The sequence below is a fragment of the Annamia dubia NIES-4383 genome (assembly GCF_055394725.1).
Genome location: NZ_AP025630.1, coordinates 2,226,894 through 2,247,433, shown reverse-complemented (window position 1 = coordinate 2,247,433; position 20,540 = coordinate 2,226,894). Strand labels below are relative to the sequence as shown.

24 protein-coding genes and 1 pseudogene are annotated in these 20,540 nt (G+C 31.9%); 11 read left to right on the top strand and 14 right to left on the bottom strand.

The features are described from left to right. Positions 1 to 21 precede the first annotated feature (21 nt). Positions 22 to 1,131, bottom strand: coding sequence for a SprT-like domain-containing protein (locus Anndu_RS10210; protein WP_464101101.1), 1,110 nt, complete (start codon positions 1,129 to 1,131; stop codon positions 22 to 24). 175 nt (positions 1,132 to 1,306) lie between these two features. On the opposite strand from Anndu_RS10210, the gene Anndu_RS10205 reads away from it, so the two are divergent. Further along, the gene (locus Anndu_RS10205; RefSeq protein ID WP_464101100.1) at positions 1,307 to 1,696 is read left to right on the top strand and encodes an ArsR/SmtB family transcription factor; all 390 of its coding nucleotides are present in this window, start codon (positions 1,307 to 1,309) and stop codon (positions 1,694 to 1,696) included. Between the two features lie 20 nt (positions 1,697 to 1,716). On the opposite strand, the gene Anndu_RS10200 is transcribed toward Anndu_RS10205, so the two are convergent. The 5 genes from Anndu_RS10200 to Anndu_RS10180 form a co-directional block, all read right to left on the bottom strand. After that, positions 1,717 to 1,815 carry a hypothetical protein gene (locus Anndu_RS10200; protein WP_464104071.1) on the bottom strand — a complete coding sequence of 33 codons (99 nt, stop codon included), beginning with the start codon at positions 1,813 to 1,815 and terminating at the stop codon, positions 1,717 to 1,719. A 9-nt stretch (positions 1,816 to 1,824) separates the two neighbouring features. Further along, positions 1,825 to 2,853, bottom strand: coding sequence for an IS630 family transposase (locus tag Anndu_RS10195; protein WP_464104070.1), 1,029 nt, complete (start codon positions 2,851 to 2,853; stop codon positions 1,825 to 1,827). A gap of 51 nt (positions 2,854 to 2,904) precedes the next feature. Further along, positions 2,905 to 2,979: a hypothetical protein gene (locus Anndu_RS10190; RefSeq protein WP_464104069.1), complete on the bottom strand. Its 75-nt coding sequence runs from the start codon at positions 2,977 to 2,979 to the stop codon at positions 2,905 to 2,907. Positions 2,980 to 3,241: 262 nt separating this feature from the next. Then, entirely contained in the window at positions 3,242 to 3,607 is a 366-nt protein-coding gene (locus Anndu_RS10185; protein ID WP_464101099.1) for a RusA family crossover junction endodeoxyribonuclease, read from the bottom strand. 69 nt (positions 3,608 to 3,676) lie between these two features. Further along, on the bottom strand, positions 3,677 to 4,171 hold the full coding sequence (locus Anndu_RS10180) for a DUF1499 domain-containing protein (protein WP_464101098.1): 495 nt from the start codon (positions 4,169 to 4,171) through the stop codon (positions 3,677 to 3,679). An 88-nt stretch (positions 4,172 to 4,259) separates the two neighbouring features. On the opposite strand from Anndu_RS10180, the gene Anndu_RS10175 reads away from it, so the two are divergent. Then, a complete protein-coding gene (locus Anndu_RS10175) occupies positions 4,260 to 5,315 on the top strand; it encodes an acyl-CoA dehydrogenase family protein (protein ID WP_464101097.1) in 1,056 nt (351 codons plus the stop codon). Between the two features lie 26 nt (positions 5,316 to 5,341). Here the strand turns inward: Anndu_RS10175 and Anndu_RS10170 are convergent, their stop codons facing one another. The 4 genes from Anndu_RS10170 to Anndu_RS10155 all read right to left on the bottom strand — a co-directional run bounded on the left by Anndu_RS10170 (position 5,342) and on the right by Anndu_RS10155 (position 9,177). Continuing rightward, positions 5,342 to 5,953, bottom strand: coding sequence for an SMI1/KNR4 family protein (locus tag Anndu_RS10170; protein ID WP_464101096.1), 612 nt, complete (start codon positions 5,951 to 5,953; stop codon positions 5,342 to 5,344). A 125-nt stretch (positions 5,954 to 6,078) separates the two neighbouring features. Further along, positions 6,079 to 7,209 (bottom strand): site-2 protease family protein, encoded by a 1,131-nt coding sequence (locus tag Anndu_RS10165; protein ID WP_464101095.1) that lies wholly within the window; start codon positions 7,207 to 7,209, stop codon positions 6,079 to 6,081. A 237-nt stretch (positions 7,210 to 7,446) separates the two neighbouring features. Next, positions 7,447 to 8,001, bottom strand: coding sequence for an N-acetyltransferase family protein (locus Anndu_RS10160; protein WP_464101094.1), 555 nt, complete (start codon positions 7,999 to 8,001; stop codon positions 7,447 to 7,449). A gap of 63 nt (positions 8,002 to 8,064) precedes the next feature. Then, the gene (locus tag Anndu_RS10155; protein WP_464101093.1) at positions 8,065 to 9,177 is read right to left on the bottom strand and encodes a hypothetical protein; all 1,113 of its coding nucleotides are present in this window, start codon (positions 9,175 to 9,177) and stop codon (positions 8,065 to 8,067) included. Between the two features lie 147 nt (positions 9,178 to 9,324). Here Anndu_RS10155 and Anndu_RS10150 point away from each other — a divergent pair, with 147 nt between their 5' ends. Genes Anndu_RS10150 through Anndu_RS10140 form a run of 3 tightly spaced genes read left to right on the top strand, consistent with a single transcriptional unit; the run spans position 9,325 to position 10,575 of the window. Next, on the top strand, positions 9,325 to 9,561 hold the full coding sequence (locus Anndu_RS10150) for a hypothetical protein (RefSeq protein ID WP_464101092.1): 237 nt from the start codon (positions 9,325 to 9,327) through the stop codon (positions 9,559 to 9,561). Between the two features lie 21 nt (positions 9,562 to 9,582). Beyond that, positions 9,583 to 9,960, top strand: coding sequence for a gamma-glutamylcyclotransferase family protein (locus Anndu_RS10145; RefSeq protein ID WP_464101091.1), 378 nt, complete (start codon positions 9,583 to 9,585; stop codon positions 9,958 to 9,960). Between the two features lie 6 nt (positions 9,961 to 9,966). Next, positions 9,967 to 10,575 carry a DNA-3-methyladenine glycosylase family protein gene (locus Anndu_RS10140; RefSeq protein WP_464101090.1) on the top strand — a complete coding sequence of 203 codons (609 nt, stop codon included), beginning with the start codon at positions 9,967 to 9,969 and terminating at the stop codon, positions 10,573 to 10,575. Here the strand turns inward: Anndu_RS10140 and Anndu_RS10135 are convergent. Beyond that, a complete protein-coding gene (locus tag Anndu_RS10135) occupies positions 10,572 to 10,994 on the bottom strand; it encodes a molybdopterin-dependent oxidoreductase (protein ID WP_464104068.1) in 423 nt (140 codons plus the stop codon). The two genes, Anndu_RS10140 and Anndu_RS10135, sit on opposite strands and share 4 nt — an antisense overlap. A 218-nt stretch (positions 10,995 to 11,212) precedes the next feature. On the opposite strand from Anndu_RS10135, the pseudogene Anndu_RS10130 reads away from it, so the two are divergent. The 6 genes and pseudogenes from Anndu_RS10130 (at position 11,213) to Anndu_RS10105 (ending at position 18,291) form a co-directional block, all read left to right on the top strand. Continuing rightward, positions 11,213 to 12,645: pseudogene (locus Anndu_RS10130) on the top strand (NF041680 family putative transposase). 111 nt (positions 12,646 to 12,756) lie between these two features. Then, positions 12,757 to 14,250, top strand: coding sequence for a transposase (locus Anndu_RS10125; RefSeq protein ID WP_464101089.1), 1,494 nt, complete (start codon positions 12,757 to 12,759; stop codon positions 14,248 to 14,250). Between the two features lie 185 nt (positions 14,251 to 14,435). Beyond that, the gene (locus tag Anndu_RS10120; RefSeq protein WP_464101088.1) at positions 14,436 to 15,491 is read left to right on the top strand and encodes a DNA methyltransferase family protein; all 1,056 of its coding nucleotides are present in this window, start codon (positions 14,436 to 14,438) and stop codon (positions 15,489 to 15,491) included. Between the two features lie 40 nt (positions 15,492 to 15,531). Beyond that, positions 15,532 to 16,128: a hypothetical protein gene (locus Anndu_RS10115; protein WP_464101087.1), complete on the top strand. Its 597-nt coding sequence runs from the start codon at positions 15,532 to 15,534 to the stop codon at positions 16,126 to 16,128. Positions 16,129 to 16,296: 168 nt separating this feature from the next. Next, positions 16,297 to 16,836: a hypothetical protein gene (locus Anndu_RS10110; RefSeq protein WP_464101086.1), complete on the top strand. Its 540-nt coding sequence runs from the start codon at positions 16,297 to 16,299 to the stop codon at positions 16,834 to 16,836. A 228-nt stretch (positions 16,837 to 17,064) separates the two neighbouring features. Next, entirely contained in the window at positions 17,065 to 18,291 is a 1,227-nt protein-coding gene (locus tag Anndu_RS10105) for a hypothetical protein (protein ID WP_464101085.1), read from the top strand. Positions 18,292 to 18,345: 54 nt separating this feature from the next. On the opposite strand, the gene Anndu_RS10100 is transcribed toward Anndu_RS10105, so the two are convergent. From Anndu_RS10100 to Anndu_RS10090, 3 genes are all read right to left on the bottom strand, one after another. After that, positions 18,346 to 18,798, bottom strand: a complete 453-nt coding sequence (locus Anndu_RS10100; protein WP_464101084.1) for a PIN domain-containing protein — start codon at positions 18,796 to 18,798, stop codon at positions 18,346 to 18,348. Further along, positions 18,798 to 19,049 carry a hypothetical protein gene (locus Anndu_RS10095; protein WP_464101083.1) on the bottom strand — a complete coding sequence of 84 codons (252 nt, stop codon included), beginning with the start codon at positions 19,047 to 19,049 and terminating at the stop codon, positions 18,798 to 18,800. Before Anndu_RS10095 ends, Anndu_RS10100 begins: the two co-directional genes overlap by 1 nt. A gap of 126 nt (positions 19,050 to 19,175) precedes the next feature. Next, positions 19,176 to 20,537: a hypothetical protein gene (locus tag Anndu_RS10090; RefSeq protein ID WP_464101082.1), complete on the bottom strand. Its 1,362-nt coding sequence runs from the start codon at positions 20,535 to 20,537 to the stop codon at positions 19,176 to 19,178. Positions 20,538 to 20,540: the final 3 nt, after the last annotated feature.

Here is a 20,540-nt window from a genome sequence, read left to right as displayed (position 1 = left end):
GAGAAAATTATTAATAATTGATTATCCTAATAATTTAATTTTACTAGATTGAGAATTGCTAATTTGATGATTCATATTAATTTGATTACCCGCACTATTTCCCTCCTCATAACCCGACTGATTACTAATTATAATACTTTTAGTTGTTCTGAACTTATAATTTTGTTGATTGAGAAAATTAGTCACCGCCAAATTTTCAGAATTAAACCAATTTTGTACCGTTAAAGCACTAATATAATTAACTTCATTACTAGCAGAAATACCTTGATTTAATCTACTTTCAAAATCTGCTCTTAATCGTTCATTAAAATTATAAGCAATGCCCACTCTAAAAGCATTCCAATAAGCTCGATTTTGTTTAATTCCTTCCCTTTTTAACTCTTTTTGCTTCAATTTTACTAACTTTTCTAAAGCTTCTTCTAAATAATCATATAATAAAACTACCTGTGCTAAACGATGTTCTCTCCCAATCATTTTCCATTGAATATAACCGACTTTTCTTTGCCAAAATAATTGACAAGCATTAACATAAGCTAACCCCGATAACAAAATTTTACGCCAACTATCTGCTACTTTTGAAATAGCGATAACTTGTTCTTCTAATTGGGGTAATTCCTGTGCTAATAATAACGATTCATCAGTTAATTGTAAATCATATTGTTGTAAATATTGGGTAAATTTAGCGGCGGCAATCATCGCTTCATGTTCATTATTACTTTGGGTTCTTGCTAATAAAGCCCTTGCTTTTCTGAGGATTTTTTCAGTTTCAGGCATTTGATAATCATGGTAAATTTTAATAGCATCTCTGCCTAAAATTCCATTAATTCGATACATTTGAGTCCGAAAAGATTTACCATGAGGAGGTTGAATTACTATGCTATCATCAGGATGATTATATTGCCATAAATGGATTAATTCATGTAATAATGTTTCTTCTATTTCCTCTAACATTGTGGGTTTTAAAATCAAATTATTAAGAGCAATTGATTGGTTTTTATGGTAATAACAACCTGCCTTTTTTTGTCCTAAGTTACCCCAATTTACATAACTTAATTTCCACATCCAATCGCATTCTCGCCAATATTCTTTGATATAATTAAAAGCTAATTTAGTTAATTGTTCACTATTCATAGAGGTATAAAAATGAATCAAGATTTAATGTTATTTTTGTTGACTATTTTTGGTTTAATTGTTTATCTAATTCTATCAGCCAAAACCGAAATGTTTACTAAATTACCAGATTTTTTGAGAAAAAATCAAGTAAAATAAGATATATGAAAATAAGTTCAGATATTTAATTAATTTTATGCCAAAAACCCCCACCCACAACATCAAACCATTACCAAAATGTGAAGCCCACCCGATCGATCCCCAGAAAATAACTCTTTCTTCTACTTACCCCGATCTTTTGGATCTAGAAAAAGCCCAACGGATGGCAGAATTTTTTAGCTTACTTGGTGATCCCAATCGGTTAAGAATTGTATCAGTTTTAGCCCATCAGGAACTATGTGTGTGCGACTTGGCACAGACTCTAAAAATGACAGAATCCGCCGTTTCCCATCAACTGCGGACTCTTAAAGCGATACGTTTAGTTGGTTATCAAAAAAGAGGTCGTCGAGTTTATTATCATCTAAAAGATCATCATGTGTTCAACCTGTATCAATCAGTTTCCGAACATTTAGACGAGATCGACTAAAAATCAGATTATACCTCTAATTAAGCGTGACATTCGCAACCATGGTGAGAACATCCCGCACCTTGGAGATGCCCATTGGCACAAGCATCTGAACAGTAATATTTTCCATCTTTGAGAATATAGCAATCCTAAATAGGTTGTGGCAAAATTCCATATTGATAAAGTTTGGGGAAATCAAATATTTGACCATGCGCAAAAAACTTAAATAGCCACTTTACTATTTTAAATGATTTACATAAATGATAGAATTGTCTAATAAAATTTTTCACTTGTAGCCAAATATCTTCTACCGGATTTTGTTCTGGAGCATTAGGGGCAAATTTATGACAAGTAATTAACCATTCTTCTTCCAATAAATCTTGATTTATTATAGTTAAATACTCCCTAAATTCTTTTGAGTCATGATAGGTTGCTCCATCCCAAAATATTGCTAATCTTTTTCCTTTTCTTTTTGATAGTAAATACTTGATAAATTTGATCGTATTTTCTGTATTTCCACTTTCATATTCTTTGACAATAAATTCTTTAGTTTGATAGTCTAATGCCCCATAATAAGTTTGTCGGCTTTTTTCATTTTTAATGGGAATTTCTATTCTTTGATCTGTTCTTCCCCAAACATAACCTAAAATGTCTCCCCAAAGTAAATGACATTCATCAATCATAAACACTACAAGCTCTCCACTCTCTATTTCTTTTTTCCAAATCTCTAATTTTTCACTGATTTCTTTTTTTTTAGCTTCGACTAATTCGTCATTTTTAGCCGGATTCTTTTTTTGAGTTTTTTTCCAACTTATTTTCGCTTCTTTGAGCAAACTATAATAACTTTGATTGGATTTATAAATAATATTATATTCTCGCTCTAAATAAATTTTTAAATCTGATAATCTTAAATATTCTTGCTCTCTTAACCAATTAATAACTTGGTCTTTTTCTTCTGGTTTTAATTCACTTTTAGTTCCTTTAAACTGTAATTTCAAGCTTTCTACTCCACAAAAAAGAGCTTGATTTTTCCACATACTAATAAAGCTATGAGAAACTTGTAATAATTCTTTTACTTCATGGTATGATTTTCCTTCTAAAATCATTTTGACAGCTAAAGCCCTTTTTATTTCTTTAGCCTCTTTTGTTTGATTGATAAAATCATTTAACTCAGAAATAATGTTCATTTTTTTTTCCTTGAATTTAGATTATAATTAATATTATATCTGTTATGACCTATTTAGGATTGCTATAGCATCACTAAGATTAACAATACAAACACAAGACGGACAGGCACATTTCATTTGAGTTACGGTGGTTGTAGCCATTTCTTTGTCTCCTACTCTTTTGAGCTTTTCTTTACCATAACATCTGAACACACTTTCAGATATTCATTTGTAATAAAACTTAACATTTCATTTTTGGTAGAAGTTAGGGAATAGGAAATTGATTAAAAATAAGAAAGAAATGATTTGATTTATCATAGTTTTAATCTTGTAGATCAATTACTATTCCCTCTTTTGTGTGAAAAGTATCTTATTCAAACTAATAGCTGAATAAGATAATTTAGGCAGACAAAATAATTTCAGTTACGGGTGTTTGTTTTTGGTCATAAATTAATTCAGTAGTTAACTTTTTCACAATCATTAAATTATCATTTTTGATAATTTCGGCTTTAACCATTGCATCTAAAATACTACCAGATAAATTATCAATATCACCTTTTCTTGAATGTTTCCCAATAAAATTAATCGTAATTTCGATGGGATTAATGATAGTTGATAAATTCATTTGTAGTTTCTGACATTTTAAATCAAAGACTAATTCATCCTGATTTAGTACATAATGTTCAGGGTGAAATGTGCCATTATAGGTTACTCTTGGACGAGCTTTTGGGATCACTTTACCTTGGTAATGTAATCGAATTGTCATTATTTTTAATAATTTCTTTATAATGTTATCATCTTACCATAATCTTGACTTAATCTGTCAATCAGTAAATTAATTCCTCATTAAATCTTGCATGGCTAAACGGATTTGTTCTAATCTACGACGATTAACACCTAAATCTGATTGCCCTAATCTGGAAGCTGAACGTAAATGAATTACTTTTTGCTCCTCTGGAAAATAAAACTCTACATCATCAATAAAACCTAATAAAGCACTACCAGATTCTGTGCGAATATAGTTATCTTTTTGTTCAACAATTGTGGTTCTAGGTACAACTGTTAATACTTTTAATAATAACTGTTTTACCTTTTCTATCTCCATTGTATAACTAATTGGTTCAATTTTATGAAGGGGATCTGCCCCTTGACTAACTACACAATTAGGAGAAGGTGGACAAGATTGTAATAAACCAGAATGTACACCTAAATTAGTAGGAATTTGTCCTGCAAAGAGAGAAATATTAAATACTGGTTTGGCTACAATAACCAGTATTAATAAAGAAAATAAACCCACAATCATCGCCGTAACAATTTTTTTAGTCATCATCTAAAATTAATTTTTTGCTAATAGAAATAATCTTGATTAATCTTACCAAAATATAATAAAATATGTCTTGATGTCAAAAAAAAATATTATGGAAAAATCTGCTATTATCGCTTTAGCACAAAATTATTGTCAAAATATCATCCCTGAAATTATTGATCAAAATGAGACGGCTTTACAACAGGCTTTACAAGGTTTAGGCAAACATCAACTATTAGCCTTAAAAGTGCCTCAGTCTTGGGGTGGGGCGGGTTTTTCTGAGTTAGAATATCAACAATTTCAAGTGTTAATGGCTAGAACTTCGGGCATTTTAGCGTTTTTACAAACTCAACATCAAAGCGCCGCTAATCTGATTTTTCAGGGGAATAATAACGCCTTAAAATCTGAATATTTACCTAAAATGGCTACGGGTGAGAAGTTAGTAGGTATCGCCTTTTCCCATTTACGCAAAGATCAACCCTGTATCACTGCTATTCCCACCACTGACGGCTATCTTCTCAATGGTAACATTCCTTGGCTCACTGGTTGGAATTTTTTTGAGGAAATCATTGTAGGGGCGACTTTGCCAGATGGTAAGGCTTTGTATGGTATTATCCCTTTCAAAAGTAGTCAAACTCCACAGGGCAAAATTAATTTAAGTCAGCCTTTGCCTTTAGCGTCAATGATGGCAACAAATACCGTTAGTGCTATCGTTGAAAATTGGTTTTTACCTTGTGCTAAAGTGGTGATTATTAAACCGGAAAATGCCATTTTTCAGAGCGATCGAAATAATGTTTTAAATCATGGTTTTTTAGCATTAGGTTGTGCTTTGGCTGGAGTAGATTTGATTGAGAAAATAGCACAAGAAAAACAGTTATTATTCATCTTAGAAATATTACCAAAATTAAAGCAAAAAGTTCAATCTTGTTATCAAGAAATGTTAAAAGCAATTGATTCTAATGATTATAATTTGAAGTTAAAATTAAGAGTTTCAGCGATTAAATTAGCCCTACGTTGTAGCCAAATAGGAATAACAGTTGCCAGTGGTGCAGGTAATAGTTTAAACCATCCTGCCCAAAGAATTTATCGAGAAGCTTTAATCTTTACCGTAGCGGGGCAAACCTTACCCGTTATGTCGGAAACTGTGACACAATTATTCGATTTTTAAACAAAAAGATTTACTTTTAATTATCTTTAAGGATGATAGTAAAAATTTTGTTGAGTGTTAAGTAAATCAAAGTTTTGTTGACGAATAGGATTATATTTTAGTTTAATTTCTGCCACTTCTTTTTCCTTAACAATTGTTTCTAAATAATTATGTTTAAAAATAGGAAAATATGCCCCTTTTTGATAACACTTTAAAATAGAAAATAACATCATTTTTAAGCTATTATAAACAGGAAAATTAGCATGATAAATAAACCAAATTAGCCCACTACGTTGTTCTTTTTCACTACATTCTATACCATAATATTCTCCTTCAAAGCTAAATAATGGCAGAATATTTATTGGATAAATTGACCAATCTTGATTTAATTTTAACCATTCATTTCTGATAGCTAAAGCTTGATCAAGGGATAAAAAAGAATGATAATAAAATAATTCACAATCACTTTCCATTTTCATTCCATTATGCCATTGATAAAGTAACTGTGCTTCTTGAGGTAAAATAAAAGGAAAATTATTAAGTTTTGAGGCAATTTCTTCGGAAGAAATCCCCTTTTGTAAACTGCTTTTTAATTGTGGGTTAATACCCGTATAAGAAACTATTTTTTCAAGAATTTCAACTAATGTTAAATTATTCATTTTGCTTATCTAACATATTATTTTTCTGAATTATTGCTAATTATATTAATACTAAAACCTTGATCAAAAAAGATCAAGGTTTTAGAAAAAGAAAAGCTATCTTAATTAAGATCAACTACACAATATTAAATAGTGGTATGATTAGCCCAAGTAACTTTTTTTTGTTGTAAAAAAGAGAGGATCGAAGTTTTTTCTAATAAACCAATTAAACCTTGATTTTCAGAAACTACCGCTAACTCTTTTAAGCCCATCATTTCTAATTGTTTAGCCGCCTCTAATAAGGATTGATTACTATTAATAATACTGGTGCTAGGAATGGGTTTAGTTAACTCTTTAACTGAGGTAATATTCCAATCAGAAGTGTTAATTAATTTTAAATCATTCACATTAATTGCCCCTAATAAATTACCATTTTCATCAGTTACTAAAAACCGTTGCCATTTATTCTGACCAATGATATAATTATTGGCTAATTCCCGTAAAGTTAAATCACCAGAAATGATCGGACTATCAGCAATGACAGCATCTTCAGCTTTATATTGTTCAAGGGTTTCTTGTACTGTGGCAAATTGGGCAGAATTACCAGCATTTTGTAATAAAAACCAGCCAATTAATAGAGTCCAAAAATTACCCACAGGGAGAATATTAAGTATACCTAAAATACCTGCAATTACCCCTACCCATCCGAATAATTGCCCCACTCTACTGGCAAAAATAACTCCTCGATTAGCATTACCTGTAATTTGCCAAACTATTGCTTTTAAGATATTGCCACCATCGAGAGGTAAGCCCGGAATTAAGTTAAAGATTGCTAAAATTAAATTTACAGATGCGGTAGTATAAATGATAGCATTGAACGGTAAAGATAGGTCAAAAATACCTCCGGAAATTGTTAATATTCCCCAAATCAAAAAACTAACAAAAGGGCCGGCAATGGCAATTAAAAATTGTTGTAAAGGGGTTTTAGATTCTTCTTCTAAATTAGCTAATCCACCGAATAAAAAGAGGGTAATTTCTCTTACTTTAATCCCTTGGCTCATGGCAACTAAACTATGTCCTAATTCATGTGCCAATACAGAAATAAATAAGAGTAAAGCTGTAATTAATCCTAATAACCAAGGTGTAATTCCATTTAATTGAGGAAATCGGGCAAAATCTCCTCCATAATTTAAAGTAACGAGGGCTAAGATTAAAAACCATGAAGGATTAATCTTTACCGGAATCCCAAAAATTGTACCAACGGAAATGTTATTCATTGTTTTTCTTGAATCAATGTTTATGATTGAGGATTGATCCTTAAGTTTTGTTTGTTCGGTGTTATTAACTAATGTAACGCATTGTAAAGAAATATTACAGTGACTTGACAAATGAATAGATATGATTGTAATTACAGTTTTGATGTGATTGGAATATGGGATCAGGGTGATCGATCGGGCAAAACACAATCAAGCAAAGGAATCATTGCTTAAAATTGAATCAAAAACCAATTCTATTTATTGAAAGTTTTGAAGAAAAAGATGGTATTTTTCTAACATTTCTGGGGAAAATTTAGGATTAAACCAAGCCATAATCATTTCAGATTCAAAATTGCCTTTAATATTTCTAATTTTATCACGGCTAGAATTTTCCATAACAAAACCATGTTTAACATAGAAATTAATTGCTTTTTGATTACTCGCAAAAGGTAATACTTCAAAACGATAAATATGACGCAAATTTGTTTTAATTTCTGTTAAATAAGCATTCATTAATTGACTACCATAACCCTGATTTTGCCATTGAGGATCAATCATCATAGTGGTGTTAGTTAGCACATGGGCGCAACGTCTATAAGGGGAAGTAAAAGCTTTTAAATAACCAATTAAAGAGGAGTCTTTTTCTAATAAGAGAATTAAGCCACGTTTTAACCCATTGTTTAACATTTCTTGAACATAAGAAATAGAAATTTCATCTATTCCTTGCATTAAATTATTAGGATTGGCTGAGATCACTTTTTGATAGAGTGAATAAATTGGTTTTAAATCGGCTAAAGTTGCTTGACGAATCATCACTTTAAAATGTAATTATCTAGTTATTTTTTATTAGAAAATAGAGCAAAAATACCTCATGTATTAAGATAAAAAACCACCAGTTTCTAACCGATGAAGCAAACCTGAACGACGGCGATATTTTTGACGTATTTGTTCTATTTGACTGTTGAAAAAGGTTACTTTATTTTGATAGACAGCTAACTGATAAAGTTCTTTTAATAAGCTAATAGCAGAATCATAAGATTTTGATGTTCCTGTTACAATTAATTTGTCAACTTCTTGCCATAGTTCTTGTTCATTTTGAGCTAATTTTTCTAAGGCTTTAATACGTTGTGCTTCTGCTTCTTGTTTTTGTTTTAATTGCTCTTGGATTCTTTGATTTTCTGCTTCTTTTAATAAACTTTTTACACTTCTTTTCTCTTGAATTTTATCTTGAGATAAGAAATTTTTTGATAATTTTTGATAGAGTATTGCTTTGACTGCTGTTTCGCCTTTGGCTAATTGAAATAAGATTTCATCACATTCAAGCCTTGTCAGTTTTTGAATTGCTTTTTGTAAATCTTGATCCGATCTTTCTTTTAAATTTTGACTTGATTGGGAAGCAATTTTAATTAATTTTTCCTCTATCTTAAATAGTTCAATGAATGCTTCTAATGCAGGAGATAATTGATTTAATCCTTGGGGAATTGGTGGTTCTAATATTGATTGATCTACTTCCATCAACTCAGACATCGCTTTTAAGTACATTAAATATAAACAGCGATAATCTTGTTGTAAAATCTCATCTCGTAAACCAATTAATGAATCAAGATAACCCTCTCCTTCTAACCATCCAAAACTATCTTCTTGCTCAACTGTCATTGTTAAAATTAGATGCTCTTTTCCCACGGAAATATTCAAAAATTCTTTGACTTCTTTTGAACAATAAGCTTTAATTTGGGGTAGATCAATTGACTTTTTGGGAAAGCGAAACATTAACTGAATTGTTCCCCAATTAGCAATATAAAATAAAGCATCAAAATATTTTTCTAATATCTCTTTTTCATCGGCTGGAAAATCCCCATAACTATATACAAAAATGGCTCTTTTTCCACTCAATTGAACACGAGAAGATAATTTCTTAATTTGAGCTTTTTCCTCTGCTGTTAACGAGCACTCTAGCGTTTGAAATTCGTAATATTGATATTCACTCATAATCTTGTTTTTGATTTAATTTATTTGGACTTTTTATTTATTTTACTTTCAATGACAGCAAAAATTTTAGCAAAAGTTGGTTCTGTTATGATAAATTAATGATTATAATTTAGTGCTTAAACTTTGACAAATAATAATAGATTAATTATGACTAAAAAAACCGAATCTCAATTTGAAAGTAAATACCCTCATCTTACTCGCTTTGTGGAGGAAGAAGGCTGTATCGAAATAGGCGAGGATTATAATACATCTTCCTTTGTCAGAGCATATAATGAAGGCGGTACAGTTTATGAGGGTGAAAGCAGTTATCCTAATTTAGATTTAGCTCTTGAAGATTTAGACAGGGGAATCAAAGAATTTATGGAAGATTTAGGTATTTGGTAATTTTTTTTTACAATTAGAAGAATGATCAATATTTTTGTTTATGGAACTCTCAAACCTAATCAAGTAAATTATCACATAATTGAACATCAAGTAATTAATGTAAAAGAAAGTTTTGCTAATGGAGAATTGTATGATTTATCATTAGGTTATCCGGCTATGATTAAAGGTCAATCAAAAGTTCAAGGCTTTTTATTATCTTTTGATGATCAAACTGTTTTAGAAATTTTAGATCAATTTGAGGATGATTTTTACCAAAGATCTTTAATTCCTGTTTCTGATCAAAAAGGTCATAAAATAACCGATGCTTGGGCTTATTTAACTACTTTGGAACAAGTCAAACAGTTGGGAGGTATTCTCATTCCTTCTGGCTGGTGGCAACCACATCATTTATTTTATTGAAATAAGATGACTCCTTTTTATTGGCAAGAGGCGATTAATTTTCTTCATCAACAAGATACAATTTTAAGTAATTTAATTAAAATTTATCCCGATTGTATTTTAAAAAATTATCATAATCCTTTCCATACTTTAACCAGAGCGATCGTTGGTCAACAAATTTCTATCAAAGTTGCCGATCTAATTTGGAGTAGATTAGAAACAAAACTTAATTCAATTTCTCCAGAGCATTTTTTAAGATTAGAAGAACAAATGTTAAGAGAATGTGGATTATCTCGTCAAAAAATTAATTATATTACTAATGTGGCGATCGCTTTTGAGCAAAATATTTTAACTCCTCAACAATGGCCACAAATGAGCGATCTTGAGGTAATGAAACAACTCACCAGTATTAAAGGAATTGGACAATGGACGGCTCAGATGTTCTTAATTTTTCATTTACACCGTCCTGATATTCTACCATTAACGGATTTAGGTTTAATCAATGCAATTAAACTCCATTATGGCGATATGACGATTGAGGAAATCAAAGTTTTTTCCCAACAATGGAAACCTTATCGCACCGTGGCCACATGGTATTTGTGGCGTAGTCTTGACCCCGTAACGGTTCAATATTAGTCTTTTTTGCCTCCATAACGCTGTTGTTGCCATGGATCCCCTCGATGATGATAACCTGCTTTTTCCCATAATCCCAATTCCTGATGATCCAGAAACTCTAATCCATTTAACCATTTCGCACTTTTCCATGCGTATAGATGGGGAATTACACTTCGCATCGGATAACCTCTTTCTTGAGATAAAACTTCCCCATTTAGTGCGATCGCTAAAAAGTTTTCCTCACGTTTAAAATCAGCAAAAGTAACATTAGTAGTATAACCGCCGTAACAATGCTGTAACACATGGGTAGTAGTCGGTTCAATTTCTAGTAAGTTGAGGAAATCAGTAATTTTAATCCCCGTCCACTTCACATCTAACTTTGACCAACGGGTAACGCAGTGAAAGTCAGCCGTAAACTCAGATTGGGGTAATTTCATCATTTCTGACCATGTAAAACTTTGCTCTTTAACTAATTGGACTTTGGACAAAAAATTAGATTTAATGAAGCTCACATCAGACCGAAAAAATTAAAATAAGATATTTATATTAAGAGAAATTGAATATTGTCTAATAGCATAATGTCAAATAATAAACTTTCTTTCTCAACAAGTTTGTTCTATAGATTAGAATAAATAGATAGTTTATTATTCAAAATAATATGAAAATCAAAAATAAAAATTACCAAGAAGTTGAACAATTTATTCAAGGTCGTCAACGATTATATCAAAGTCTTGGTTTAAGAAAAGATGCCTTGATGAATTTACTCGATGCTCTTAGTAGTAATCAAGATGCTAAAACAGTCGTGGAATTAAGTTTAAATCCTCTATTTAAACATAAATACCAAAGTATTTATCGAGCAATTGCTGATTTTAATAAAGCGGGAAAAAAGAAATCACAAATCACAAATAAAGCCGAAATATCTAAGATTATTTTAGAGAGTATTCCTCAAAATAATCAGCGAAAGTTTCATCTATTTGGCATTGATGTAACCCCTAATTCACGCCAGTTTTCTCCTACTGTATCTGATAAAACGTTTATTCATCAACCTAACAGTATTAAAGGCAATAAACCCATCAATATTGGTCATGCTTATTCTTGGCTTTTTACTTACCTGAAAAAATATCTAATTGTGATGCTTCTTGGACAATTCCTTTATCAGTTCAACGAGTAAAAAGCGATGAAAAAGATGTTTCTGTTGCTCATAAACAGATTAATAAAGTTTTGACAGATTCATTATTATTTAAGATAATTCTATCAGTTATTGTCGTAGATTGTCTTTATAGTCAAAAAGATTTTATTGGCAAACAAGTTCTTAATCAAGATCGACTTGTTGTCACCAGAGTTAAAAGTAATCGTGTTTTTTTTCGTCCTTTTGTCAAAGATTCTTCTGAGTTAAAAAGTGGACATCCACGTTGGTATGGTGATAAATTTGATTTAAAAGATTCAACTTCTTGGCATCCCCCTGATGATTTAATTCAAACTAATTTTACTACGAAACGTGGTAAATTATTAAATGTCAAAATTAAGGGTTGGAATAATATGTTAATGAAGGGAACAAAGGAACATAAATTGCATGATTATCCCTTTACATTATTGGAAATTACTGTTACTGATCAAGAAGGTAATTCTATTTGGAAACCAATGTGGTTAATTGCCATTGGTAAACGCCGTAACGAATTAACTTTGCTTGAAATTTATCAATCTTATCGTCAACGTTTTGACTTGGAACACTTTTTTCGATTTGGCAAACAAAGATTATTAATGAACGACTATTTAACCTCTCATACAAGTTATGAAGAAAACTGGATGAACCTAATTTTAATTGCTTATATTCAATTGTGGAATGCAAGGAATTTAGCTGTTTGCTTACCCCGCCCTTGGGAGAAATATTTGCCTAATTTTCGTGAGAGTAAGATTACCCCCAGTGCTGTTCAGAGAGACTTTTATAGAATTATTAGCACCATTGAGATCAATTCTAATTTTCCCAAACCCCGTGGTTATTCTTCTGGACGGAAAAAAGGTGAAATACAAGTGAAAAGACCACGTTATCAGGTTATAAAAAAGAATCAAAAATGTCAACAAAATAGCTAAATTGCTGTTAGAAACGACTGTTAATTAATCTTTTTTCCCCTAAAATTATTTTAGGTTAGTTTTACTTTGTCTATTTTTTTATCTTCTATTTTAACCTCTACCAATTTCTTTTTGTCCAAAGTCCAAGATGAACATAACCACAGTTTAACTATTAGCAAAATTAGTCTCAATCTCATTTCTATTTTATTACTGACTATTTCCATTACCACTTTAATGATTATTCCCGTTGAGAAAAATGCTCACAAAACATTAAGATTATGGAGTTTAGTGATTGGTGCGATTTCTTCAGGAATTTGTCTTACTTTAACTAAACCTTTAGAAACAATAGAAAAAGAATTACAAGGTCAGGATTATCTCAAAACAGAAGACAGAATTACGAGAGTTGGTGTTAGTCAATATCTCAATGAGCAGAAGTATACTCAACCTTTTCTTTCTCAAGAACCAGAAACGCATCAACCTTCTTACCTTGATTCTATAATGAAAATGTTTGATGAGGTTGAAGTTAAACCTGAGCCAAATCATAACCAACAAAATTTAACTCATTCTCAATCTAATGAGCTTATTCCTAATAGTAATCATCTAACTATTACTAACCATAATCACCTAACTTTGTTTGACTGGAATAACTTTAAAAATAAAGATGAATTTCCTAATCTCGCCGTCATCGGTAAACCCGGAAGTGGTAAAAGCACTCTTGCTCAATGGTTAGGCTCTATTTTTAGCGGTTTTACCATTGCGATTGCTCCCCATTACAAATCGGGAGATTTCCCTACGGCGGATCTAATTTGTGGAAAAGGCAGGAATTATGGTGCTGAAGTTGAGCAAGAACCTTTAATTCCGTTTAATCAGTTGCTCACTGGAAAGCATAATCTCAGTTGTTTAGGTGTTATTAAATCTATTCATCATGAGATGACAAATAGATACCAATTAGATGATTATGAGAATCCAAAAGTTAATCCACCAATGACAATAATTCTTGATGAATATAACAGTTGGGCAAAGAAAAAAGGGCTATCTGATTACATGGGAGAATTACTAAGAGAAGCCCGTAAAGTTAACATTAGAATTATCATACTTTGCCATCAATTCAATGTAAAACCTTTGGGCTTTGAAGGGGAAGGTGATATTAGAAAAAGTATCAATCAAATTAGATTAAATAGTCATGCTTTAGAAGAAGCAAAAGTTAGACTAAATAATGCGAAATTTAACTCAGCTAATTATCACTATTGGGAAGCAGTTAATCAATATTTAGCTAATAATAATCGCCCCTGTTTGATTGATGATAATTTAGCAGAAATACCTGACTTAACCAATTGGTTAGCTACCCCTAATTCTAATCAATTGGTATTAGGAAATCACCAACAGTCTCACCCACATTTACCTACACCAACCTCACCACCTACAAGCACCTACAATGCTACGGGCATAAGTCATGTAGGTAACTACCAACACCACCAACAGTTGGCACAATACCTTGATAATCTCTATGAAATGGACTACCCACAACCAACACTTACTTGTCCACATTGTGAAGGAATAAATATCATTAACTGGGGTAATGGTAGAAAAAAATGTAAGGACTGTAATCGTACTTTTTCTGTTTAATAATAATTAAAATTTGGCTCAATTAATTAATTTTAATTTTTATTTAAAAAAACAGAATTTGCTGATTTTTAAACTTTCTTGAAAGGAGCTACGCTCAATTGTGAACAACACCAATAATCACCATGACTATTAATTATTTTAATTGATAAAAAATAGGCATGAGTGACACAATTGAGGAATCACTTATGCAACTTTCACTGTTTGACTTAACACCGGATCTTAACCCTACTGTCCTCAAATTTCCTAATCCTCATAAAGCCCAACGCTTAAGGGATTTAGCTGATTCGATGAGGGCTAAAATCAAAGACAAACTTAACCCGCCCATTGCTAATCAACGCACTACCGCCCGTCGTGCTAGGATCACTCGTTCAATCATTCAGGAAGGGGAAAAACTACAGCAAATCCAATCGTGGCTTTATGCGATGGCAGACGCTTCTGAGGATGGGACGTTACCTGATATTTTAGCTAAAATTACCACCAAATCCCAATTACAACAACTTCAGATTTTCCATTCTGGTAAGTGGCTAGACGGTGAGATCCAATCTTTCTTTGACGATCGCAACGGTTACAATACCGACGAGATTAAACGCCTGAACAAAGCTAAACTCACCAATCTTCAAACAGTTCTCAAGGCGATCGAGGCTTTACTCTCCTTACCTCAACCCCAACCCGTTAATCCAATTGAGTCACAAATTAAACAGTTAGAATATGATTTAATTGGGAGGAAAATACCCTACTATTTCCCCACTCCCAAATTAATCTGTCAGCAAATGGTTCAACTAGCCTTATTAGAGGAAGGAATGAAAGTTTTAGAACCAACGGCTGGGAAAGGGGATCTTGCCCAAGCTATTGAGGATGTTGTCAATATTAACCTTGACGTTTGTGAGATTAACTGTGATTTACGGGAACTTCTTAAACTCAAAGGTTTTAACGTCATTACCAATGACTGTTTTCAACTCACTGATCCTCAATGGCATCGCATTATTGCTAACCCACCCTTCGGTAAGTGCTTAGAAGTAGAACATATTTATCATTACTATAATTTGTTACTCAATGGTGGACGCATGGTAGTGATTGTACCTGAATCGGTTGAGTTTAGTTCCCAAAAGGTTTACAAGCTTTTTCGTCACTGGCTATCGGATAAATGTTACTTCAATGAAAGTTTACCCGATGGCACATTCTTAAACAGCGATCGTCCCACAGGAGTTAAAACTCGAATTTTGGTGATTGAAAAAGAGTAGCCTTTTTCCTTTTTACACACTCAAAAAAATATAAATCATTATGCTTAATCAACTGATTCAATTTCAAACACCCTTACCACCAATGTTATGCGATACCATTGGGATTGTCTCTACCCAACGCTTTATTAAGCTTACCTACGAAACTTCCAAACCCTTCTGGACTGATGGTAGTTTTGGCACAACCTTCAGTTATTACGGAGTATTTGAACCCTTGATTGAGCATCCCACCATTGCTATTAATTTATTAGCTAATACCATTGATTTAGGCTCGGATGATACCTTTCCTACCCATGCTATTGTCTTAGACAGAAAGGAAAATAAAATTTATCTTGGTAGTCTTGAAACTGTCAATGAACTATTAGAAAATCATCAAGAAAGTATGAGTGAAGTTAATCAATTAACTTTGGAAAAATGGGAAGAAACAATGACAAATAATCCTCAAAAGTTAGGAATGTTTGAGTTTTTTGGTAACATTAGTCAACAGCAGAAATTAGAACGGGCAAATCTCATTCATTGGTTAGATCAACAAATCACCACTGAACTAATTGATCAGTTAGTTTCTGCTTCTAATCAAGGCTATTCTAAAGCCTATTTCATCATTCTTCAATTAAAACAAAGATTACAACAAAATCGTTAATTTTGTAAACAAAACTTGAGTTGGGTAAAACCAACTTAAGTCTTAACTTAATTTCTAACCTCGTTAAATTTTTCAGATCAGACATTTTGATCCTATAATTAGATTTTTTATATCTTCATTACAATGACATCTCCTTCATTACCCCATTTGATTGTTAATCGCTCATTTATGAGTGACTTCGTTCAGGCACAACCCCCTTGTTTGGCACTTGGCCTAGTCGAAGTGAAAAATCAAGAATGTGCATTTGTCGCCCTGCGACCAGAACAACCGATTTCCTCTGAAATATCCGACCAAGGTTTGCGTTTTGGACATTGCCTTTTAGGAACGCAAAATTATGAGGTTATTCATTTTTCCTTTGAGTTCTATGGCTTTGCCCTTTACAATGTTCTGATTAATCCTAATAACCCACTGATGAAAGTAGTTTTAACAAAAATGATTGAAGATGAAGATTGCTTTTTCTTTGTTCTTGATCCTATTGGCAATGTTACAGTCTTTAGAACTGAAATTGATAGTGAAATTCTCACCTCTCTCAAATCTCATTTACCACGACTCATCAACTCTAAAACTACTCAGCACCAATACCTTCAAGCAGTATCCTCTTTCTGTCAAAATCCCGTGCCTCAAGGTACTTTTCTCAATTGGGTTTGTCAAAATCAGCTTTCTTATTTAAACCTCACCCATGATCGCCTAAGCTTAACTCCGATGTAAGAATTAATTTAACATTTTTTCAACTAGCTGTTTTTGCACATTGAGAAATCAGGTCAATTTATCTATATTTGGATAATCTCATTTTATATGAACTGTTCAATCCTTTTTGTCATTGAATGTGTTATAATATTTAGTCAGATAATTTGACCAATAGAATTGATCTCACTATTTTGATTGATGATTAATTCCAAGGAGTAAAGGTATTAAAATTTATGAGTATTAAAATTTATGATTCCTCAAGATTTTCTTAAGAATGTCACTAAACGTCTTGGCGTTTCCCAAACCGAGTTAGAAGCTTTAGAAGAAGCCTTAAAAGGTCAAAATGTAGATGAGATCGCCTCCAAGTTAGAAGTAACAAGAGAAGCGATCCAAAAAAGATTAGGAGAAATTTATAAAAAATTTCAAATTCCGGGGCGAGGGCCGGGAAAATTAACTCGTCTTCAACAACAATTAATGGAGGAATATCAAAAATATTTAGATCATTTTGGTCAATTAGCAACGGGGAATACTCCCACTAATGAAATTAAACCTTTTTTACCTTTAGAACTTGATAGTTTATCTCCTTGTGAAACTCAAATTTTATACACTTTGACCTTAACAGAAACTCCCCTTAGTTTAGACCAAATTCAAAAGGCCGTTTCCGGTGAAAATTTATCGGAATTACTGATCGCTTTAGCTTCCCTTTTAAAACAGTCTTTAGTGGAACAAATAACTAAGGGTGAATCTACTCAATTTGTGGGGGCATTTAGCTTTAAACAGTGGGTTTTACATCAATGTAAACAGTTTGAATTAGATCGAACTAATCTTTTGTTACAAGATTACCCGAAGTTTTATCACCAATTAGCTAAACATCTTAATCAATCGGGTTATGAAAGTTATTGTCAAGGGGAATTATTTACCGCTAAATTTAACTTAAAATTAGCTTGTAATTTAAACCCAAAATTAGCGGCGGCTCATTATAATTTAGGTTCAACTTATGAACAGTTACAACAAAATAATTTAGCAAAAAAACATTATCAAATGGCCGTATCTTTAAATAAAAAAGCTTCAGATTCAGCCCTTTGTAATTTAGCAAGATTAAATATTTTAGATGGTAATATTAATCAAGGAATTAAAGATATTAATTCCATCTTAGAGACAGTCAAAGATGATTTAGTCAAAGCAGATTTATTGAAAAATTTAGCTTGGGCTTATTTATTAAAAAATGAATTAGATTTAGCCTTAACCAATATACAGTTAGCTTTACAACTAAATCCTCATAAACCGGTAAATAATTGTTTAATGGCACAAATTTTAGAAGCACAAGGCAAAGAAAAAGAAGCCTTAGAATATTGGCAAAAAGTGTTAATTTTTGAGAGAAATGAAGAAGAAAATCACGGTTTAAATTGGCTACCTCCAGAGTTAATTATGTGGCGTTTACACGCTTATCAAAAAGTTAATATAGTTTTGAAATAAAAATTAAATTTAGATTATATTTGATTGATAGAATAAAGAGAATTATCATCATGCTTAAAAGTTTTTTGATAGATATTTTTTAATAAAATTGTCAGCCGTAATACATTCAAAATCAGCAATAGTTTTAATTAATTCCCGATTACCAGATATAAAGCAATCGGCTTCTCCATATTTAGCCGTTAAATAAATATAAATATCCTCTCTAGGAATTAATTGATTAACTAATAGTTGATTAGCTTCTCTTTTAATTTCTTCAGTTTCAGGAATAAAAATACAATTGAGGTTATACCAAATTTGATCTACTATTTTACTACCCCAATCTTTACCTTGCACCCTTTTAGAAACTCTTAAAATTTGGTTAATCAATTCTTGTGATATGATAACTTGAATCTTACTCTTTTTAAGGGGTTGATAAAATCCCAACCAACTTAAAATTATTTCTTCATCAGATTGAGGTTGTAATTGTCCGATAATATAAACATTGGTATCTAAAAAGATTCTTTTCATTAATTGCGTTCATTCATTAATTCTAATTTTACCTCCCGAATAAGCTCAAAAATTTGTTCACGGGTTTCGATTCCTACTTCTTTAAATGCAGTTTGCATTTCTTGACGTGCTTCTTTAAATTCCTCTTGTTTATTAGGCTCTTTTAAAATAATTACTACTTCAATTTCTTGATTATTTAGTAATTCTTGAGGCGGAGATTCAAGAATAATTTTTCCATTTTTAATCTTGGCTTTACTTTGAATAATTTGCATAGTTTAAATACCTGAATAAGTATTGAATATTTTTATTATAACATAATCAATAACTGTAGGGTGGGCATTTTTAGAAAATTAAATTATTAAAAGTTAACTTATGTAAAAAATACCCACCCTATAAAATTAATCTACAGGTAACAAATATAATCCCGCTTTTACATTAGCATCGGGTAATAATTCTTTGCTACTTTTAACGCCTTTTTCTTCACATAATTGAGCAAAAGATTGTAAACTATCTAATCGGGCGGTTAATTCGCTTAATGTGTCTAAATATTCGGTGATCGCTATTTGCTGATGTTGCCAAGTTTGATTATATCTTTCAGGGGAATAGGACATTTGAAACTCAACTTCAACTTCATTTTTTTTTCGGCGAATTTGATCATCATTTAAGTTAAGATCAGCCGGAGAAATTTGTTTAATTCTCTGTATTCTTTCCTGAGTAATATAATCTTTAAAAGGTGAGCCTTCAAAACGATAAGCCGTAGCTAAAGCCGAATTATTATGATTAATTAATTCCTTACCCCAACTATTAGCTACCTGTTGAAATTTTGGCACTTCTTCAGCTAATAATTGTCGTGCTTCTTGATGTTGTCCGATTTCTAATAATAATTGTGCTTCCGTAGCGGTGGCAACAGCCCAACCTTGTATAGAAACATCAGTATTTAACATTAATTCTGCATCTAATTCTGGGGTTGATCTCATTGCTTCACTACCCAGAAATAAACGCACAGCAGAAGCGGTTTTTAATGCCTGTCTTGGGGATTCATTAGGGAAGCGTTTTAAGTCGTCTAATTCTGCTTTTAAATGGGCAATTTCTTTCATTAACATGGCTTTATGTAAGTTAGAAATTCCCTTTGCTAAACTATTTTGTTTTTGACGACTATCTTCTACTAATAAATATAAATAATTTAGTTGTCCTGACATTGTATCTAAACGGTTATCAAGATGATTTAAACCGTTTAAAACAACTGTAAAACCTTCTGTCATTTGATCACCAAGACGTTGTAAACTTAATTCAACTTGTTGAAATCCTGTTTCCATTGTTTGTTGAATTACGCCTAATTTTTGTTGAACTTTATGGAGTTGATAGCCCATATAAGCAAATCCGGCTATACTTACTCCTAAGTTTAAAACACTTGCACCTGCGGCAATTTGGCTTAAGCCCATTACTTGCCCTAGTGTTTTTTCCATGCCTATTAATCTTTTATCAATTCCTAGTAATTTATGGTAATTGATACCATGTCCAATTAAGTCACCAGCAACGGCAATTCCGCCTACTACTGGATTAGCTGAAATCATTGCTAATTTGCTAGTTAAACCAGAGGCTTCTGATAAGTTTTTAAAAATGTGACCTCCTACAGATTCACCGCCGACAGAAGTACCTGCGGCATAACGAATCATGCTACCATAACGAACTAAAGTACCATCTGATAATCCTTGAACAATAGCCGGATCATTCATTAATAAAGTGATATTTTGTAACATTTG